The organism is Bacillus spizizenii TU-B-10, from assembly GCF_000227465.1.
Taxonomy (GTDB): domain Bacteria; phylum Bacillota; class Bacilli; order Bacillales; family Bacillaceae; genus Bacillus; species Bacillus spizizenii.
Map to the genome: position 1 here is coordinate 3341818 of NC_016047.1, position 17467 is coordinate 3359284.

19 protein-coding genes and 1 riboswitch are annotated in these 17467 nt (G+C 45.1%); of the genes, 3 read left to right on the forward strand and 16 right to left on the reverse strand.

The features are described from left to right. Positions 1-6 precede the first annotated feature (6 nt). From liaR to GYO_RS38845, 11 genes are all read right to left on the reverse strand, one after another. Positions 7-642 (reverse strand): two-component system response regulator LiaR, encoded by a 636-nt coding sequence (gene liaR, locus GYO_RS38795; protein ID WP_014115113.1) that lies wholly within the window; start codon positions 640-642, stop codon positions 7-9. Beyond that, entirely contained in the window at positions 620-1702 is a 1083-nt protein-coding gene (liaS, locus tag GYO_RS38800; protein ID WP_014115114.1) for a two-component system sensor histidine kinase LiaS, read from the reverse strand. The genes liaR and liaS overlap by 23 nt, the downstream gene beginning before the upstream one ends. After that, on the reverse strand, positions 1699-2424 hold the full coding sequence (gene liaF, locus GYO_RS38805; RefSeq protein ID WP_014115115.1) for a cell wall-active antibiotics response protein LiaF: 726 nt from the start codon (positions 2422-2424) through the stop codon (positions 1699-1701). The genes liaS and liaF overlap by 4 nt, the downstream gene beginning before the upstream one ends. A gap of 33 nt (positions 2425-2457) precedes the next feature. Next, positions 2458-3330, reverse strand: a complete 873-nt coding sequence (liaG, locus tag GYO_RS38810; RefSeq protein ID WP_014115116.1) for a LiaG family protein — start codon at positions 3328-3330, stop codon at positions 2458-2460. A gap of 100 nt (positions 3331-3430) precedes the next feature. Further along, positions 3431-4111 carry a stress responsive protein LiaH gene (liaH, locus tag GYO_RS38815; RefSeq protein ID WP_014115117.1) on the reverse strand — a complete coding sequence of 227 codons (681 nt, stop codon included), beginning with the start codon at positions 4109-4111 and terminating at the stop codon, positions 3431-3433. Between the two features lie 26 nt (positions 4112-4137). Then, positions 4138-4518 carry a cell envelope stress-induced membrane anchor protein LiaI gene (gene liaI / locus GYO_RS38820; RefSeq protein WP_003221659.1) on the reverse strand — a complete coding sequence of 127 codons (381 nt, stop codon included), beginning with the start codon at positions 4516-4518 and terminating at the stop codon, positions 4138-4140. Positions 4519-4883: 365 nt separating this feature from the next. Further along, positions 4884-6152 carry an MFS transporter gene (locus tag GYO_RS38825; protein ID WP_014115119.1) on the reverse strand — a complete coding sequence of 423 codons (1269 nt, stop codon included), beginning with the start codon at positions 6150-6152 and terminating at the stop codon, positions 4884-4886. Positions 6153-6344: 192 nt separating this feature from the next. After that, on the reverse strand, positions 6345-6908 hold the full coding sequence (locus GYO_RS38830; RefSeq protein WP_014115120.1) for a cob(I)yrinic acid a,c-diamide adenosyltransferase: 564 nt from the start codon (positions 6906-6908) through the stop codon (positions 6345-6347). 21 nt (positions 6909-6929) lie between these two features. Then, positions 6930-8252 (reverse strand): ABC transporter ATP-binding protein, encoded by a 1323-nt coding sequence (locus GYO_RS38835; RefSeq protein ID WP_080010138.1) that lies wholly within the window; start codon positions 8250-8252, stop codon positions 6930-6932. Next, entirely contained in the window at positions 8252-9313 is a 1062-nt protein-coding gene (locus tag GYO_RS38840; protein ID WP_041521066.1) for a FecCD family ABC transporter permease, read from the reverse strand. The genes GYO_RS38835 and GYO_RS38840 overlap by 1 nt, the downstream gene beginning before the upstream one ends. Next, positions 9276-10220 (reverse strand): ABC transporter substrate-binding protein, encoded by a 945-nt coding sequence (locus GYO_RS38845; RefSeq protein WP_014115123.1) that lies wholly within the window; start codon positions 10218-10220, stop codon positions 9276-9278. The genes GYO_RS38840 and GYO_RS38845 overlap by 38 nt, the downstream gene beginning before the upstream one ends. Positions 10221-10325: 105 nt before the next feature. Beyond that, a riboswitch (cobalamin riboswitch) is annotated at positions 10326-10465 on the reverse strand. A gap of 154 nt (positions 10466-10619) precedes the next feature. Here GYO_RS38845 and GYO_RS38855 point away from each other — a divergent pair. Further along, positions 10620-11411 carry an SDR family NAD(P)-dependent oxidoreductase gene (locus tag GYO_RS38855; RefSeq protein ID WP_014115124.1) on the forward strand — a complete coding sequence of 264 codons (792 nt, stop codon included), beginning with the start codon at positions 10620-10622 and terminating at the stop codon, positions 11409-11411. A 37-nt stretch (positions 11412-11448) separates the two neighbouring features. Here the strand turns inward: GYO_RS38855 and GYO_RS38860 are convergent, their stop codons facing one another. The 5 genes from GYO_RS38860 to sigO form a co-directional block, all read right to left on the reverse strand. Beyond that, entirely contained in the window at positions 11449-12327 is an 879-nt protein-coding gene (locus tag GYO_RS38860; protein WP_014115125.1) for an SMP-30/gluconolactonase/LRE family protein, read from the reverse strand. Positions 12328-12395: 68 nt separating this feature from the next. After that, positions 12396-14138 carry a two-component system sensor histidine kinase YvrG gene (yvrG, locus tag GYO_RS38865; RefSeq protein WP_041521067.1) on the reverse strand — a complete coding sequence of 581 codons (1743 nt, stop codon included), beginning with the start codon at positions 14136-14138 and terminating at the stop codon, positions 12396-12398. Then, entirely contained in the window at positions 14135-14848 is a 714-nt protein-coding gene (gene yvrH / locus GYO_RS38870; RefSeq protein WP_041521068.1) for a two-component system response regulator YvrH, read from the reverse strand. Before yvrH ends, yvrG begins: the two co-directional genes overlap by 4 nt. Before the next feature lie 153 nt (positions 14849-15001). Beyond that, positions 15002-15238 carry a sigma-O factor regulator RsoA gene (gene rsoA / locus GYO_RS38875; protein ID WP_014115127.1) on the reverse strand — a complete coding sequence of 79 codons (237 nt, stop codon included), beginning with the start codon at positions 15236-15238 and terminating at the stop codon, positions 15002-15004. Then, positions 15235-15771 carry an RNA polymerase sigma factor SigO gene (gene sigO / locus GYO_RS38880; protein WP_072566779.1) on the reverse strand — a complete coding sequence of 179 codons (537 nt, stop codon included), beginning with the start codon at positions 15769-15771 and terminating at the stop codon, positions 15235-15237. The genes rsoA and sigO overlap by 4 nt, the downstream gene beginning before the upstream one ends. Positions 15772-15974: 203 nt before the next feature. Between sigO and GYO_RS43980 the strand changes: the two genes are divergently transcribed. Next, a complete protein-coding gene (locus tag GYO_RS43980) occupies positions 15975-16130 on the forward strand; it encodes a YvrJ family protein (RefSeq protein ID WP_014115128.1) in 156 nt (51 codons plus the stop codon). 120 nt (positions 16131-16250) lie between these two features. Continuing rightward, a complete protein-coding gene (gene oxdC, locus GYO_RS38890) occupies positions 16251-17408 on the forward strand; it encodes an oxalate decarboxylase (RefSeq protein WP_014115129.1) in 1158 nt (385 codons plus the stop codon). Positions 17409-17467: the final 59 nt, after the last annotated feature.

Sequence of the window (17467 nt, forward strand, 5' to 3'; positions counted from 1 at the left end):
AGACGCCTATTTTACGAGGTGATTTCGGTGTGCGTACACCGCCGCCTGCGTCCGGTCACTGACATCCAGTTTTGATAAAATATTGGTGATATGGGTTTTGACTGTTTTAATGGTGATAAACAGTTCCTCGCCTATTTCTTTGTTTGTTTTTCCTTCTGCGATCAGGCAGAGAATTTCGAGCTCCCGTTTCGTAAGTGATTCATGCGGGAGCGCGTTTTCACCTGTGTGGCGCAGCCGGGATAATACTTTTCCCGCCACTTTTGATTCGAGCTTTGGCTCTCCCTTGCTTGCGGCGCGGATGGCATCGGCGATTTCCGCAGCTTTTGAGGTTTTCAATAGATAGCTGAGCGCACCAGCTTCAATGACCGGATACACTTTGTCATCATCAATGAAGCTTGTGAGCACTATAATTTTCGGATCTGGAAGCTCCCGGCAAATTTGCTTTGTGGCTTCAATGCCATCCATGCCCTCCATGACAAGATCCATTAAAATGACATCTGGCGACAGTTCCACAGCAAGCCGCACGCCTTCGCTGCCGTCAGACGCTTCGCCGATGACTTCAATATCGGGCTGTGCCTCCAAAAAAGCCGCGAGCCCCATTCTGACCATTTCATGATCATCAATCAATAATACTCGAATCACGTTCGTTCTCTCCTTTTTCTTCCGGGAAAATCGGAACCTTCACTTCGATTTGTGTGCCTTTTCCTTCTACTGAAATCACTTCGGCGACCCCGCCGATTTCGCTTGCACGTTCTTTCATAGAGTTCAAGCCGTATGAGGATGCTTTCACCTGATCATTTTTAAAGCCTTTTCCATTATCAATCACCTTTAGCCGGAGCTGATTGTTCTTTACGCCCAGAATCACGGATACTTTTGAGGCTTTTGAATGTCTAAATACATTCGAAAGGGCCTCCTGAACGATTCTGAACAAATGATCTTCCATCCCCTTAGATATCGGCGTGTCCTGAATATCCCACTCAATATCAAGCGGCTGTTTCTTCCGGAACTCGTCCAAAAGCTCCGTAAGCCCCTCTTTCAGTCCTTTTCCTTCAAGGGTAACAGGCCTTAAATGGAGCAGCAGCGCCCTCATTTCATTTTGGGCTTCACCTGCCATATGCTCGACCAGCTGGATCCGCTTGACCGTTTTATCATCAGCATCCTTGACATGTTCCAACACAGCTGATGTCATCATTGATATTGCAAAGAGCTGTTGGCTGACTGCATCATGAAGATCTCTTGCCAATCGCTGGCGTTCTTCTGAGATGACTGACTTCTTCATTTGCGCCTGCCATTCCGCACGTTCATTTGAAAGTTTTTGCAAGGAAGCGACTTGAAGCTCCACGCGCTTTGCCATTTCATTCAGCTGATCGGCGGCCAGGCCGATTTCATCATCTCCAAGCGGGGGTATTCGATAAGCGAAATTACCGTTTTCAAAGATTAAAATCGATTCGACTAATGAATCAACCCTTGTCTTCAGCCGGTTGCCGTACATATACCCTGAGGCAAAACCAACCGTCACACTGATCAGAAGCAATATCAGGATAAACGGAATTCCGAACCAGCTTGATGACAGCAAAACAAGCGGATCGAGCCGATAATAAAACATCATAAAGGAAATCAAACAGGCAAAAAGGAGCAGGCTGATTCCCGTTGTCATGCGGATGGCGCGCCACTGAAGGCTGGCAAGCAGTTTTTTTCTCATACGTACTTCACATCCACATCACCGATAAATAAGGAAACGGACACTTTGACACGGCGCTTTGACTCGCTGAAATCGGAGGACGCGGCATATACCTTCGTGCTTAATCCGCTTTTCTTCGAGCCAATCAGATTGATATCTCCGATAAAAACAGCCGAGCTGACAGCCACTTCAAGGTCTGATGGCACATAAATATCAACGTTTCCAATGACTCCGCTAATGACAATTGTACTTTCTCCCTCGGGAATCATCGCTTTAGACAAGTCGATTTTGATATCACCGATAAAACCAGAGACATTTAAATCATTCAGGTCAAACGGCTGCTTCATCATTTGCAGCTCTCCGATAAAAAAGCTGCGCATGTCAGGATGTTTCTCATCTTTTGGCGGCTCATGCCGTTCTTTTTTAGTGAGATCGATCCGTTTTTCATTCGATTCAAATATTGGCTTTCCTTTGACAAGCCTGTAGCCGGCGTAAATCAGAAATGCGGCAAACACATAGCCGAATAAATTAAAGGTGATGCTGAAGAGGTTTTTCAAGAATAGAAATGCGGCAAAGATGTACATGACGGAACCGAGCCAATCACGGGAATATCTTTTCAAGAAATAGCCGGCAATCAGAAAAAAGAGCGGCCAAAACAGCAGATCGCCTATTCCGATAATTTGCAAAAACATGCTGATGCCGAATAAAGCAATGATAAATCCGAGAAGCTGTTTTTTTGTCATTCCTAGTGTCCGCCTCCTTTCTTCTGCCTGGTGCTACCGTATCGTTAGATCCCCGCTGTCCGTTTTGATATCGATTTGATACTGGCCGTTTCCTTGCAAGCCTGTGATTTGATGATGTTCTTTATGTGCTGTATCAGCAAATGAATACGGCGAACTAACCTCTCCGCTCGTTGATTTTGCGTTGACTGTAAAGCTGCCATTTTGGGGAAGGCTCAAATCCGCATCACCGCTTGTCAGTGTGACAGATAAAGGACCCGTTACCTTTTTCGATGCAGCATCTAGGTTTCCTGAAGTCATCCTTACATCAAGAGAGCCTGATACATCAGCCAGATTTGCGTCTCCTGAAGCTAAGTCAATGCTGGTTGTTTTGGAGATGGTGTTTGAAATGGTAACATCTCCGGATGACCCCTTTACTTTCAGATCTTTAAGGCGGACGTCCGTCACTCTCATATTTCCGCTCGCAGATACTGCGTTCAGCCCGGAAAGCACAAGATGATGATTCCCGTCCACTGACACGTCACCACTTGAGGTTCGCACCGTCAGATGCCCTTTATACTCATATGGAATCCGGACAATAAGGGAAGAGCGATTAAACCCATTCAAAAATTGAAATTCCTTTTCCTTTGTGGTCAGCTCCAGTTTTCTTCTGTTTTCAGTAACAAATAACTTTCCTGAGTCTCCTGAAATGCCTGCCGATATGTCATTTCGCTCTTCTGCTATGATCTGGACATCCTTGTTATCTGACTCAATGACTACGCTGTCGATGTCTCGCGGCGATGCGCTGGCTGAATCGGCTTCTGTGCCGTTTACGAAACCCAAGCCTGCAGCAAACACGTCTTTTACGACGACGGCGAAAAATATAAGAATACCGGCAGTGATCAACAGTTTGCCCAGCATTTTTTTCATTCGATTTCATCCTTCTCATTCATTCTATTATAAAGGAAAAGCCTGTGAATTGATACGTGCGGAAGGGAAGGACTTGACCGCAAATCCTTCCCCGTTCCGCTTATTCATTTGCTGCATGTGATGTCTGATCTGTTTTTTGCAGTGAGAGCGCCCGCATTTTTTCAATCTCCGCTTCCACATCGTCTGCGAATTCTTTGCGCGTGAGTTCTGTGCCGGCTTCCGCTGACTTTGAATAATTCGCGCGGATTTCCATTTCTTCAATACGGTTTTCAATACGCAAAAATTCACGATACGCGCTTTCGCTGTCAATTTTGTCAAATGTCGTATTCATATGCTCTTTTGCTTTCGCGGCATTTGCCCGGGCAATCAGCGCCTGCTTTTTATCCTTTACGTCCTGTAGCTTTGTTTCAAGTGCAGCCAGCTGTTCTTTCAGATCAGTCAGCTGACTGTTCGCTTGTTCATAGGACGCTTTATGTTCAGCCGCCTTCCCTTCTAAATACTTCATTTCAGTCAGCGCCTTTTTCGCCAGCTCTTCTTCGCCTGCGTCAAATGCAAGCTGTGCCTGATTTTGGCGTTTTCCAGCCATTTCAGCTGCTTCTTCATATTTTTTCTTAAATTGATAGGCAATCGTGTGCTGTTTCACAATTGTTTGTTTTGCTTTTGCAATGTCGCTTTCCATATCACGGACATATTGATTCAGCATCACCTTTGGGTTCTCCATTTTATCAAGACCTTCATGAACTGACGCAACAAACATGTCTCTCATTCTTTTTAATACCATACCTGATTCCTCCTAATATGCTGATATTATTTTTTCTTCAAAAATTCTTCCCATTCGTCATCAAAGTGAGATTGGTAGGCAGCCGAAGCCGGTTCAGGATCAAAAGATGACACACCGTTATCAGCTGATCCGTTTTTCATGAGCTTCCAGCCGTAATACACCATAGCGGCCGCCAGCGCAATTCCGACGACAAACGGAAGTGAACAGATGAGCATGATCGCTCCGATACCGCCCAAGATGATTCCTGTGATCGTTTTTCCTGCGGCAAATCTTTTCATTCCTGCGTATGTCATCAAGCTCCCTATGGCGAGCGGGATGATAAAGCCGAAGCTTCCTCCTCCAAAAAAGACGGAGATCCCAAATACAATTAATAAGAATCCGCCTATTGTTTTCTTGTTTATCTTCATGCAGATCCTCCTTTCGTTTTCCTTGTCTTCATCTTAAACAAATTGGCATTTGCGCAAAACGAATCAGAGATTGATTTTTATATAAGACCGGAGTCGTATCTTGTGCCGGACCTATGGACACAAAAAAACACCATGCACGAGGCATGGCGTTTAAGATTGTTGACAAAATTCTAAAACGGTTTATAGTTTTAGGATTTTGTCATCCTTTCAGCGTGATTGAAAACCCTTGAAGTTTAGGAAAGGCGAGCATCGGAGCACAGCGAATGTTGGAATTCGTGAGCACCGAAGCGCAGGCTTGACAATGAATGCGAGGGTTTGTCTACACGCTGACACACCATGCACGGGGCATGGCGTTTCAAAACCCTTTACAGATGAACACTTGCTTCCCTTTCTTTGATCAGGTCGGACCGTTCTGCTTTAGCCAGCTTTGTGAACAGCAAAATGCCAATACCCGCAATAATTTCGACAACCCCTCCGACAGCGATCACAGTTCCTGAGCCAAAAGCGTTTGCAGCATACCCGCAAATGACAGCTCCGGCAGGTATGGAAATATTAGAGATCATATGTATAACGGCATAGACCTGCGGCTGATCCTCACTATCCACAGAGGTCTGGATAATCGTGTACTCTGGAACATTAACAGCACTGACTGCGGCGCCAAAGGTAAACGCAGCGAGAAAGACGAGCGGCAAAAAGGTATTCATACCGGTAATAAAGAAAGCGAATCCTTCAATAATGCCGGCAGTTACGAATAACAGGCCGTATCTGTTTACTTTGACTTTCGCCAGCACAAATCCCAATAAAAATGCGCCTGCGGCAGTGGTGGCCTTTAAAAGCGAGTAAACAATCGGCTGGCCGTTTAAATCCTCCGCAACGTAAACTGCTGAGAGCGCTTCCCAAGGGGCTGCCGCGAAATTCATAAAGATACAATAAATGGCGAGTGGATATAAAATTTGATGTCTTCTCACGAGCGTAAAACCGCGTTTCAGTCTGCCGGTATATGTGCCTCTCTGCGTAACGACAGCAGACTCTGATTGGGATTCAACCGCAGTGTACTTAATAAAAAGGACGAGAAAACCAGAAACCAAATAGAGAACAAGTGCAATAAGCATTGTATAAGAAGGGCTGATAAATGTAAGAAAAGCGCCGCATAACGTGACAGCTCCGAGCCGGACAATTTGAGCGGAGGATTGCAGCACGGCGTTTGCTTTTTGAATGCCCTGTTCATTTACGATTTGGGGAATTAAAGCTATGGAGGCGGGATTGTAGGCAGCCCCTGTAGCAGAATGGACAATCATAAGTGTCATGACAAACCACAGCGGAGAGAAGCCCGCAAAATGACAAAGAGGAATAATCAAGACAATCACAGCCCTTGTCAGATCTGAAAAGTACATCCAAAATTTCAGCGTATTCTGTTTCATGAAAGGACCCGTCACAGGCGCCAGCACAGCTTCCGGCAAAAAAGTAACAGCAATCAATAAAGCAGTGCCGATCGCACCTTTGCCGTCATAAATTAAAAACCATAATATCGAATTAAATGCGAACATATCGCCGGATATCTTGACTATTCTTGAGAAAAAAAGATAATTGAAATTTCTCTTCCAGATGCTATCACTTTCAATTAAATTCACCATCTATCAGAGCCCCCCACTGCCTATTTTTTACATCTATTTGTTACAATATCTCATTTTCCCACTTTTCAGTCAATAATTCATAAGGTTCATTTTTTGTCGTAAAATGGGAGATTGACAGAATGAAAAACAAAAAAGCCGGCATGTAGAGAACACGCCGGCTTTCATTTTCTTTTTTTATGATTCGCTGCTGTTTTAGTCCCGAAACACAATAGCGCTTCTTTCATATTCCACGTCGTCAATGCCGCTTCTCACATTCACAACCCGTGCGGCAGCAAAGAAATAATCGGAAAGACGATTGAGATAACGCAGCACTGTTTCATGAATCTCCTCCGATTTCATCAGTGCCACCACTCGGCGTTCCGCCCGCCTTGTTATGGTACGCGCCGCATGGAGAAGCGAAGCACCCTTCGAGCCGCCTGGAAGAATAAATTTCTTTAGTTCCGGCGCTTCTGATGTATAGGCATCAATGCGCGTTTCTAAAAAGGAAACGGATTCTTCAGTTAGTTTATAGTCTTTTCTTTCTGTGACGATTGCCAGATCGCCTCCGCAGTCAAACAGCTCATGCTGGATGATCAGCAGCTCGGCTGTCAAATCTTCAAAGCCGGGCTGCCCGGAAAGCTCTGCCAAAGCTAGCCCGACAAAGCTATTCAGCTCGTCAATCGTGCCGTAACTTTCAACGCGGAGGCTGTCCTTGTCCGTTCTGCCTCCGACTAAGCTCGTTTGTCCCTTATCGCCTGTTTTGGTATATAGTTTCATACATGAGTCTCCTTTACAGACTTATTCAAACAGCTCTGCCGCCTCTTTTACACATTCAGCTGTCCCTTTCTGTATCAATTGATTCAGCCGCTGTTCTGTGTTTTGAGATTGCTGAGTTTGTGTCGCGGCGATGAGAATATCCCCCTCTGTCAGTCCGTCTCCGAGCACTTTCACCCGTTCGGCTTCGGCGGTCATTAGGGCTTTGACGAAGAATTGATCCGCCGCATAGCCGTTGATCAAAATCCAGATCGAAAAGCCGGTCATGACGCATATGAAAACGGATAACTCTCCATCTTTATACGTTCGATTCACAAAACGGTCAAGCCTTCCCGGAGAAGCCATCGCACAAGTTTCGGGCAGATGAAAACCGTTTTCTAATAGGCAGGCCGTAAGCCCCTCTACAGGATCTGCCTGAACTGGCAGCCGTTTATGGATCAGCGTCCTGCTCCATGAGAACCCTGCACCGATAGGCGCTGAGGACAATGTTCGAAGCGGGATTTCCGTTTGCAGTAGAATGTCATCGCTCCCCGCCTGCAGCAATGTTTCAAATGGGATAGGCCGCTGCTTTACGCTGTCTTTTTCAGGCTGAATCACAACCATCGGTTTAGGTGAGCTGTGATGAACCAAAGCGGTGACATCTGTATCGTACACCGCCTTTATGTCTGAGACAGCATATTCCGGTTTTTGCTTAGGCCCGGCTGTACCGTTTTTCATAAACAAGAGCTCATCACAGTACAGGCTCGCGGTGTTCATATCATGAAAAACGCTGACAGCTGCCAATCCGCTATCTCTTGTCAGGCGTTTGATGAGATCAAGCAGTTCTTTTTGATAAGCCAAATCGAGAAAATTTGTCGGCTCGTCCAGAAATAAAATACGCGGCTGCTGCGCCAAAGCTTGAGCCAAATATACCCGCTGCTGTTCTCCTCCGCTTAGATCGCGGATCGATTTTTCCGCAAAAGCGGCCACTCCAGTTTGCTTCATTGCTTCCTGTACAATGGCTTCATCCTTTTCAGTATGCTGCCTGAATAGCCCTGTTTGGAATGGATATCTGCCGAAGGCTACCGTTTCTTTGACGGTAAAGGTAAAGGCTTGATCCGTTTTTTGCGGCAGGACGGCCATAATTTGCGCCAGTTCCTTCGGTTTATAGTCAGCCAGCGGTTTGCCAGCCAGATCAACGCTGCCTTCCTTGGCCGGCAGCGTACCTGTCAGCAAGTGCAAAAGCGTGGTTTTTCCGCTCCCATTAGGGCCGAGAATGCCGAGAAATTCACCCTTCTCCACTGTTAAGCTGACATTGTTGATCAGCCTGCTATCCCCGTATCCTCCCGACAGCCCTTCTGCCTTTATCATAAGCTTCTCCCCCCGCGGTGCTGCCGAATTAAAATAAGAGCGAAAACAGGCGCCCCCGCCAAGGACGTAATGATCCCAATCGGCAGTTCAATCGGCTCAATGATCGTTCTGGAAAGCAGATCGGCTAAAACGAGAAAACCTGCTCCGAGCAAGGCGGACAGCGGCAGTAAATGCCGATGGTCAGTTCCCCACAAAAGCCTTGTGATATGCGGAATCACAAGGCCGACAAAGCCGATCGTGCCGGATACAGCCACAGCGCTTCCCGTCAAAAGAGAGCCGGCGATCAAAATCAGCATTTTTCTCTGCTGGACACTGACTCCGAGAAGCTTTGCTTTGTCTTCTCCATAGGTCATTACGTTCAGCTCTCTTCCGTTTATGATCAGTAAAATCGTTCCTAAAAGAAAAAACGGCAGAAACAGAATAACATAGCTCCATCCCCTCATTGAGACGCTGCCAAGCAGCCAGTGCACAATCGGCAACAGGTTGTCGCCTGTTAGGGCAATGATAAGAGAAATAAATGCGCCCAAAAATGAGTTGATGATGACACCGGTCAAAATGAGGGTGGAGACAGACATTGAAGCATGAACGAGGCGGCTGAAGGAAAGGACCGCCGCAATCGTGACAAGTGCCGCGGCTACACTCACAACCGGGAGTGTAAACCCTCCGACGACAGGAAGCTGCAAGCCAAAAAACAAGGTCAACACCGCACCAACTGAAGCACCGGATGAAACGCCGAGTGTGTAGGGATCAGCAAGAGGATTTTTCAACAGTCCTTGAAAAGCGGCCCCTGCGATAGAAAGAGCCGCCCCCACAAGGGCGGCCAGCACAACTCTCGGCAGTCTAATATTCATCATAATATTTGTGTACATCGGGTCATCAGAGCCGATAGAGCCGCCGAAGCCTTCATGCCAAAAGACACGAAAGATAGCGGGGATAGGAATTTGCAGGCTGCCGCAAGATATTCCTAAGATGATGCTCGCAACTAAAAATGAGAAACCGATGATATATGCGGCATAACGATTATTCCTTAAACGTATCCGGGTAGATGCTTTCCGCAAGTTCTTCGACCCCTTCGATCAGACGGGGGCCGGAACGTGTCACGAGATCAGGATTTACATCATACACACGATGATGTTTCACAGCATTGATTTCGCTCCAGCCATCGCGTTTTTCCACTGCTTTCGCTTTTACTCCGTCTGTTGTAATGATAGCATCAGGATTGAGTTTTACGATCGCCTCGTCTGTCATTTGCACCCAGCCTGTTTGGTCCGCTGCTGCGTTTTTAGCATGGATGACATTCAGCATTTCATTCATAAACGTGTCTTTTCCGGTTGTGTAAATGTCAGGATCAGGAGAAACCTCGATAAATACGCTTTTCTCCTCTTTTTTTGAAATGTTTTTTGCTTTTTCTTTAATATCCTGCAAATCTGATTTCATGCGTTTTACGAGCTGATCGGCTTTTTTCTCTGCCCCGGCAGCTTCTCCGATCATTTCGATTGATTTGTACACCTCGGAAAATGATTGTGCATCATTGACAGTCAGTACAGTAATGCCCGCGTCCTTCAGCTGTTTGATGGCATCCGCTGACGCTGACATGGAAGACTCATGGGCAAGAACGAGATCCGGCTTTAGAGAAATGACTTTCTCAACGTTTACATTCATGTCTCCGACCTTCTCAACCTTTTTGACTTCCTTTGGATATGTATCGTTCGTGGTGACACCGACCACTTTGTCACCGAGGCCGAGAGCGTATGTGATTTCTGTGTTGCTCGGCATTAATGAAACAATCTTTTTCGGCTCCTTTTTGATGGTCACATCTTGATTTGACGCATCATCAATGGTGACAGGGAACGCTTCTGTCTTTTGTTTTGCCTTGGAATCCTTCTGATCCGCAGTATTGCCGCAGCCTGCCATCATAACGGCAGCCAGCAGAAGCGCAGTCCATATTCCGGCTAGTTTTTTCATAACCTTTCCTCCTAAGTGAACTAAAAAAAGCATCTCTACGATGGTAAAGATGCTGTAAACAACACAAAAAAGCCTATTGTTTACACATCATCTGTCCTCGCAGACTTCGTGCTGATCAAATAGGCAGGTATCCTGGCTTTTGACGCTATGGCCAATTACAGTGGCGGGACCGCACCGGCTTTTACCGGTTTCCCTATTAAGCCGGCTGTTGTTCACGGACCGGCACCTATTTGACATTCGTATCCTTTTTTCGGAGTAATTATACTATATGACTGACAGGCTTGTATATGCGCCCTGAATGACTTTTCCCCCTGTATATGTATGGAAGCAAAATCCTCGTAAACACTAATTTTGTTCTTGTATACTTAATACCATCATCTATAAAAAGGAATGATTCTTATGGATTTAAAGCTAAAAGACAAACTCGTCTTAATCACCGGCTCGACTTCCGGCATCGGGAAAGCCGCAGCAAAAAGCTTTCTGCAAGAGGGAGCGGCAGTGATTGTCAACGGGCGCAAACAGGAGACTGTCGATCGCACGATTGAAGAGCTTTCTGGATACGGAACGGTGCACGGCGTGGCAGCCGATTTGTCAAAAACAGATGAAGCAGCGGCTTTTATTGAAAAAGTAAATGAAATCGGTGATATCGATATCCTTGTCAACAACCTTGGCTTCTTCGGGGTAAAAGACTTTGCCGATGTGACAGATGAGGAGTGGAATCAATATTTTGAAGTGAACGTGATGAGCGCGGTTCGGACAAGCCGTCACTTCCTTCCAAAAATGCTTGCCAAAAACAGCGGCCGCATTTTAAATATCGCAAGTGAAGCAGGCATCAAACCGCTTCCAACAATGATTCCATACTCCATGACAAAAACGGCGCTGATCAGCCTTTCAAGAGGGATGGCTGAAATGACGAAAGGCACGAATGTGACAGTCAACTCAGTGCTTCCGGGACCTACTTGGACAGAGGGCGTGGCATCCTATATGGAAGGTGCCGCAAAAGCAGCCGGCCAGGATACAGATACATTCATCAAAGACTATTTTAAAGTTAATGAGCCGACTTCTCTTATTCAGCGATACGCGACAGCAGAAGAAGTCGCCAACACGATCGTATTCCTCGCATCTGACGCCGCATCCGCCATCAACGGCACGGCACAGCGTGTGGAAGGCGGCATTATCCGTTCTCTGTAATATACAAAAAACGCATCCGTGTTTCGGATGCGTTTTTTTATACATCTCCAGCGAATGGAACCGGCTGATAGCCGCCTGTTTCCAATTTTGCTGAAAACAATCCTCCCGCGTGAGGCTGCTCGTATCTTTCTGTTTCTGTCATTTGTTCCGTTGCCGTTGTGATGTAGAGGGTTTTTAAGTCTCTGCCTCCGAACGCGCAGCACGTGACATATTTAGCCGGCACGCTGATTGAATCGATTTCTTTTTTCTGAAACGGGTCAATGTGTACCACGCGGCTGCCGCCAAACAGCGCCACCCACAGCATGCCATTTTGGTCGATTGTCATGCCGTCCGGCAATCCTTCTGATTGATCAAAACGATAGACGGGTTCTGGATTTGAGACATCTCCGCTTTCAGGATCATACCTGTAGCGCACAATTTCCTGTGTCGGCGTGTCGATGTAATACATCAAATTCCGCTCGCGATCCCAATCCAAACCGTTCGAGGTGGAGACTTGATCTTTCATTTTGATAAGTCTGCCGTCTGGATCCAAACGGTATAACGAAGCCTGTTTTTGTTCGCCTTCCATGCTCGTCGTCCCCGCCCAAAGTCTTCCATACGGGTCACATTTCGCGTCATTAAAACGCAGGCTCTCATCCATATCCTTCGGCTGTTTGATCTTTTCCAAGCTGTCATCCTGAACATGATACAGGTAGAACCCGTCCTTCATCGTCATAATCAGCTCATCCTTTGTATATTTCGCAAGCGCGGTCACAAAGGACTTGAATTTGATCGACCGGTTGATTTTTTCTTCAGGATCGAAGATGTGGAGCTCGCTCCCTAAGATATCGACCCAATATAAGCGGCCGTTTTCTTCATCCCATAACGGGCCTTCACCAATCACTGCCCGAGTGTCTGCTTCCAATACTGCGTCCATGTGTTACACCTCTTTAGCTTCAGTCTATATATTGTTATTCCCGGCAAAAAGGTGTCCAAACCACATGTTTATTGTTTTTTGAAAAGGATGGTAATGACCGTTCCAATGTTCATTCTGCTGTTTACATGAATCGTCCCGTTATGCAGATGGACAAGCTCCTTGGCAATGGCGAGCCCGAGGCCCGTTCCGGCAGATGGATCTTTTGTGTTCGTCCCTCTGTAGTAACGGTTAAATAAATGGGTAATCGTTTCTTCATCCATTCCTTTCCCATTGTCCTTAACCTTCAACGAAATATGATTTTTTGTTTGTTCCAGAATGACCTGAATTTCTGTTCCTTTGTCGTTGTGCTTTACGGCATTCCCAAGCAGATTTTCTAATATGCGCCTGAACCATGCTTCATCAAGCGCAAATTCAATATGCTCTTCTTTGGATACAAAGGAGATATCATACCCTTCAGAAAACGGGTTTTTCTTGAAATCCTCAATGACATTTTTAAAAAACGGGATCAGGTTTGTGAGCTTTCTCTCAATTGGAAGAGCATCATTTTTCAGCCGATACGTTAAATTTAAGTCTTCAATCAGCTTGGACATGTATTCGGATTTTTCTCTGACAACCTGTCCCATTTCTTTCACTTCTTCCGGCGACCAATCATACTGCTTCGACTCAAGCATCATGCTGTAACCGTAAATACTGCTGAGCGGTGTTTTTAAGTCATGCGACAAACCGGCAATCCATTCTTCTCTTGTCGCCTGGATTTTTTCTCTGTTTCTTTTATCCCGTCTCAGCGTTTCAGTCAACTGATCCATTGATTCAAATATCTCACCGAAGAAGCGGTACGGCTGTTTGATTTTCCCCTTTTTGTTTTTGCTGACAGGAAGGCCTTTCCGGTTTTTCGGTTCCTCAAGCTTCCCTTTTGATAGATTGACCAGCCATTTAATCGTGTGAAAAATCGGCAGCCCGAACCGGAACATATACCAAACGGTCATCCAAATGATATACAGGAACAGGACACCCATAATCAGGAACATCGCCTTTAGCACAACCTTCAGAAACGATTTGTTAAACTCCTGATCGGTTACATAGACAGGGTTCGGCACCGTAGCGACCATCCATCTGTCTTTATTGAGGATCTTAACGGAAATTTCCCGTTTATAGTTCCAAGGCTTAGAGCTGTATTTAAGCAGCTCCAGCTGGTTCATCGTTTTTCTTTCACTTTTTGTGCTGTTAATGCTGTCGAGAATGTTTCCATTGCTGTCTAATAAGTAAATGGCTCCTTTTTCCCGCTTAATATAGTCGATGGTGCTGGACTGATAATGTGCTAGAGAATCTATCTTTTGTTCGCGCTTTTCAACGGAAGTCAACAGCTGTTCGCTCTTTGATTTCCAGCCGGACAATAGAAGATACGACTTATCTTCAATATTGATGGCCCAATAATTCAGCTTATAGTTATTAAGCTTTTTGGTTTTATAAATAGACAAGAGCTCTTTCTTGGTATAGGTGCCGGGCACGTCTTTCGGCACGCTGTAGGAATAATCGGTTTTCCCATCGGAATCAATGATTTGCATCCAGCCATGCTGTTTATCGACAGATTTCTTCAGAAAATTATCGACTTCCCATGTCCCGTTTTCGTTTACATCGAGATATGCCTCAAGTGTGTCGGTGGTTGCCTTTGTCAGCCCAGAATTCGATTCCGCATCGCTAAATCGAGCGTCTAAATAGAAAAATGAAGCGACAAGCATTACCGTAAGCAGCAGGATCACAATCAGCATCTGCCCAAAAAAGTGAAACAAAAACTTCCATCTTAATCTCATGACCGCTTGCCTTCAGGATTCGGGATAAAACGGTAGCCGAGACCGCGAACGGTTACGATATACTCCGGATTGCTCGGATCGCGCTCAATTTTTTCCCGAAGCTTGCGAATATGAACCATAACGGTGTTGTTGTCGCCGTAAGAAGGATAGCCCCAAACTTTTTCATAAATTTGATCTTTGGAAAGCACCACATTGGGGTGTTCACAAAAATACTGCAAAAGCTGCAAAAGCTGGGCTGAACAAGCGACGGCTTCTCCGCCTACAATCAGCTCGGCATTTTGCGGAGAAAATGTAAAATAATCATATGTATAGGTTTGATTTGAATTCGTTTCTTTCGATTGATATGTCCGCTTGAGGTGCGCCCTGATCCGCGCCGCTAATTCCAGTGGATTAAATGGTTTTGTGATATAGTCATCAGCCCCAACCGCAAAGCCGGACAATTTATCCGCGTCGGATGATCTTGCCGTCAGGAAAAAAATCGGAGCGTCTGAATACTCTCTGATCAGCGTGCAGGCTTCAAAACCGGACATTCCGCCCATCATGACATCGAGCACGATCAAATCAACCTTATTGGCCTTCACAACCGGAATCGCTTCTTCTGCGCTTGCCGCATCCAGTAAATTTCGATAACCTTCTTTTTCGAGAACGCGTTTGATCATGTCTACAATCGCTTTCTCATCGTCTACGATTAAAATTGACGCATTTTCCACTTTTATGTTCCTTTCTGTCACTGTTTTTTTCATCTTATCATTATATCGTTTATTTTTGGTACATTTTTGAATAGGAAGAGTCTTGCCGAGCAGAACAAATAAAAAACGGGAACGTGGCAGTTCCCGTTTTTCGTATTTTCAGATGATAAATGGTTATGAGTCCTCGTCTACCATATACAAAATAAACTCCCAAAACCCCGGAACGTCCTGGCACAAAAGCATATCAGCCTTTTCAAACATTTTGATCTTCAGCTCTTGCTCTAAATCTTCTCTTTCTTGATAGGATGTATTGCAGAGTTTTTTTCTGATCATCGGTGAAAAGCATTCAATCAGATGTTCAATGTCAAATTTATCGTCTTTTTGGTTCTTTGATTCAAACTGGCCGTTCACAGCTTACTTTCCCCCTTTTTTTGCGCCGCTAGCTGTTTTCTGATATTCTCAAGCCCTTTTTTATGAATGTTGGAGATGTTTTGCCGGGACTCTCCTAGTGAATCGGCAATCTCTTGCATCGTGGCACCATGAAGATAGACTTTCGTCAGCACACTTTTTTGTTTGTCAGTCAGCTTCTGGATCGCTTGGTAGAGCTGATAATCCTGAACATGCTGGCTCAAATCATCCTGCATATCTAAAAATGCTTCAAACGCATCGCTTCCAGTTTCGGAAGGAAGTCGTTCTCCTGCTTCCGGATGATCGACCGTCAGCGGATACCGTTTTTGGTTTTTGCGAACACGCTTATCAAAATCAATAGAAAAGATCCGAATCATTGAATTCATATACTTGACGATGCGAATTTCCTTATAAAATTGCTTAAATTGCTCGTCCAATGATTTTGCATCTTTTTCGTTCGGGCTTTCCATTACGTTTTTGAACAAACGGTAATGCTGAGGATTGCTCAAAAAATGCTTCACGATGGGATGCTTCATTATCTCCTTACATTTTGACCGTAAAAGACCTTGATAGTCCATCAAACCGCCTCCCTACTAAATTAAATGAAGGAAAGCAAAAAAAAGTAAACTACTACTTTCTGACTAGCGCTTGTCTTAAATACTCCAGCCGCAGTTTACGTTTTCTTGGATTTCCTTCACTTACATACATGACTGCAAAAAAAGAAGGGAGGTATTTTCCTATGGATCAGGTTTTTATAGAGGAAGTCGTGAAACAGATCAGCAATCTGGGGTTTCCTGCGTTAATTGCAATGTACCTGCTGACCCGATTTGAAAAAAAGTTTGATCAGCTTATCGAACTGATGACAGAGTTGAAAGATCAGAAAGCAAAAAATTAATTTTCAATCGAAGTTGACTTTTCACTGTTTTTTTTCACTTAACAAGGCAGAAGGGAAAACGAAAGGCCTTTCACCTTCTCTTTCTGCTATCACATTTAAATTTCAAGGAGGAAACATTTCATGAAAAAACAAAATGACATTCCACAGCCAATTAGAGGAGACGAAGGAGCAACAGTAAAAATCCCGCGCAATATTGAAAGAGACCGCCAAAATCCGGACATGCTTGTTCCGCCGGAGACTGATAATGGTACAGTAAGCAATATGAAGTTTTCGTTCTCTGATACTCATAACCGCTTAGAAAAAGGCGGATATGCCCGTGAAGTGACAGTACGGGAGCTGCCAATTTCAGAAAACCTTGCATCTGTAAATATGCGGCTGAAGCCAGGTGCCATTCGCGAGCTGCATTGGCATAAAGAAGCAGAGTGGGCTTATATGATTTACGGAAGTGCAAGAGTCACAATTGTGGATGAAAAAGGGCGCAGCTTTATTGATGATGTAGGCGAAGGAGACCTTTGGTACTTCCCGTCAGGCCTGCCGCACTCCATTCAAGCGCTGGATGAAGGAGCCGAGTTCCTGCTCGTGTTTGACGATGGCTCATTCTCTGAAAACAGCACGTTCCAGCTGACAGACTGGCTTGCCCACACGCCTAAAGAAGTCATTGCTGCGAACTTTGGCGTAACACAAGAAGATATTGCTAATTTGCCAGGGGAAGAGAAATATATTTTTGAAGAACCAGTCCCAGGATGTTTGAAAGATGACATTGTAGAAGGACCGAACGGCGAAGCGCCTTATCCGTTTACTTACCGCCTTCTTGAACAGAAGCCAATTGAATCAGAGGGAGGAAAAGTATACATTGCAGATTCAACAAACTTCAAAGTGTCTAAAACGATTGCATCTGCGCTCGTAACAGTGGAACCCGGCGCCATGAGAGAGCTGCATTGGCATCCGAATACTCACGAATGGCAATACTACATCTCCGGCAAAGCAAGAATGACCGTTTTTGCTTCTGACGGCCATGCCAGAACATTTAACTACCAAGCCGGTGATGTCGGTTATGTTCCATTTGCAATGGGTCATTACGTTGAAAACATCGGGGACGAACCGCTTGTCTTTTTAGAAATCTTTAAAGACGATCATTATGCCGATGTATCTTTAAACCAATGGCTTGCAATGCTTCCTGAAACATTAGTTCAACAGCATCTTGATTTAGGAAAAGACTTTACTGATATTCTTTCAAAAGAAAAGCATCCGGTTGTGAAAAAGAAAAGCAGTAAATAAAAAACGACCAGCTTGCAGAGAGCAATCGTTCTCTGCAAGCCTTTATAAGGAGATGTACC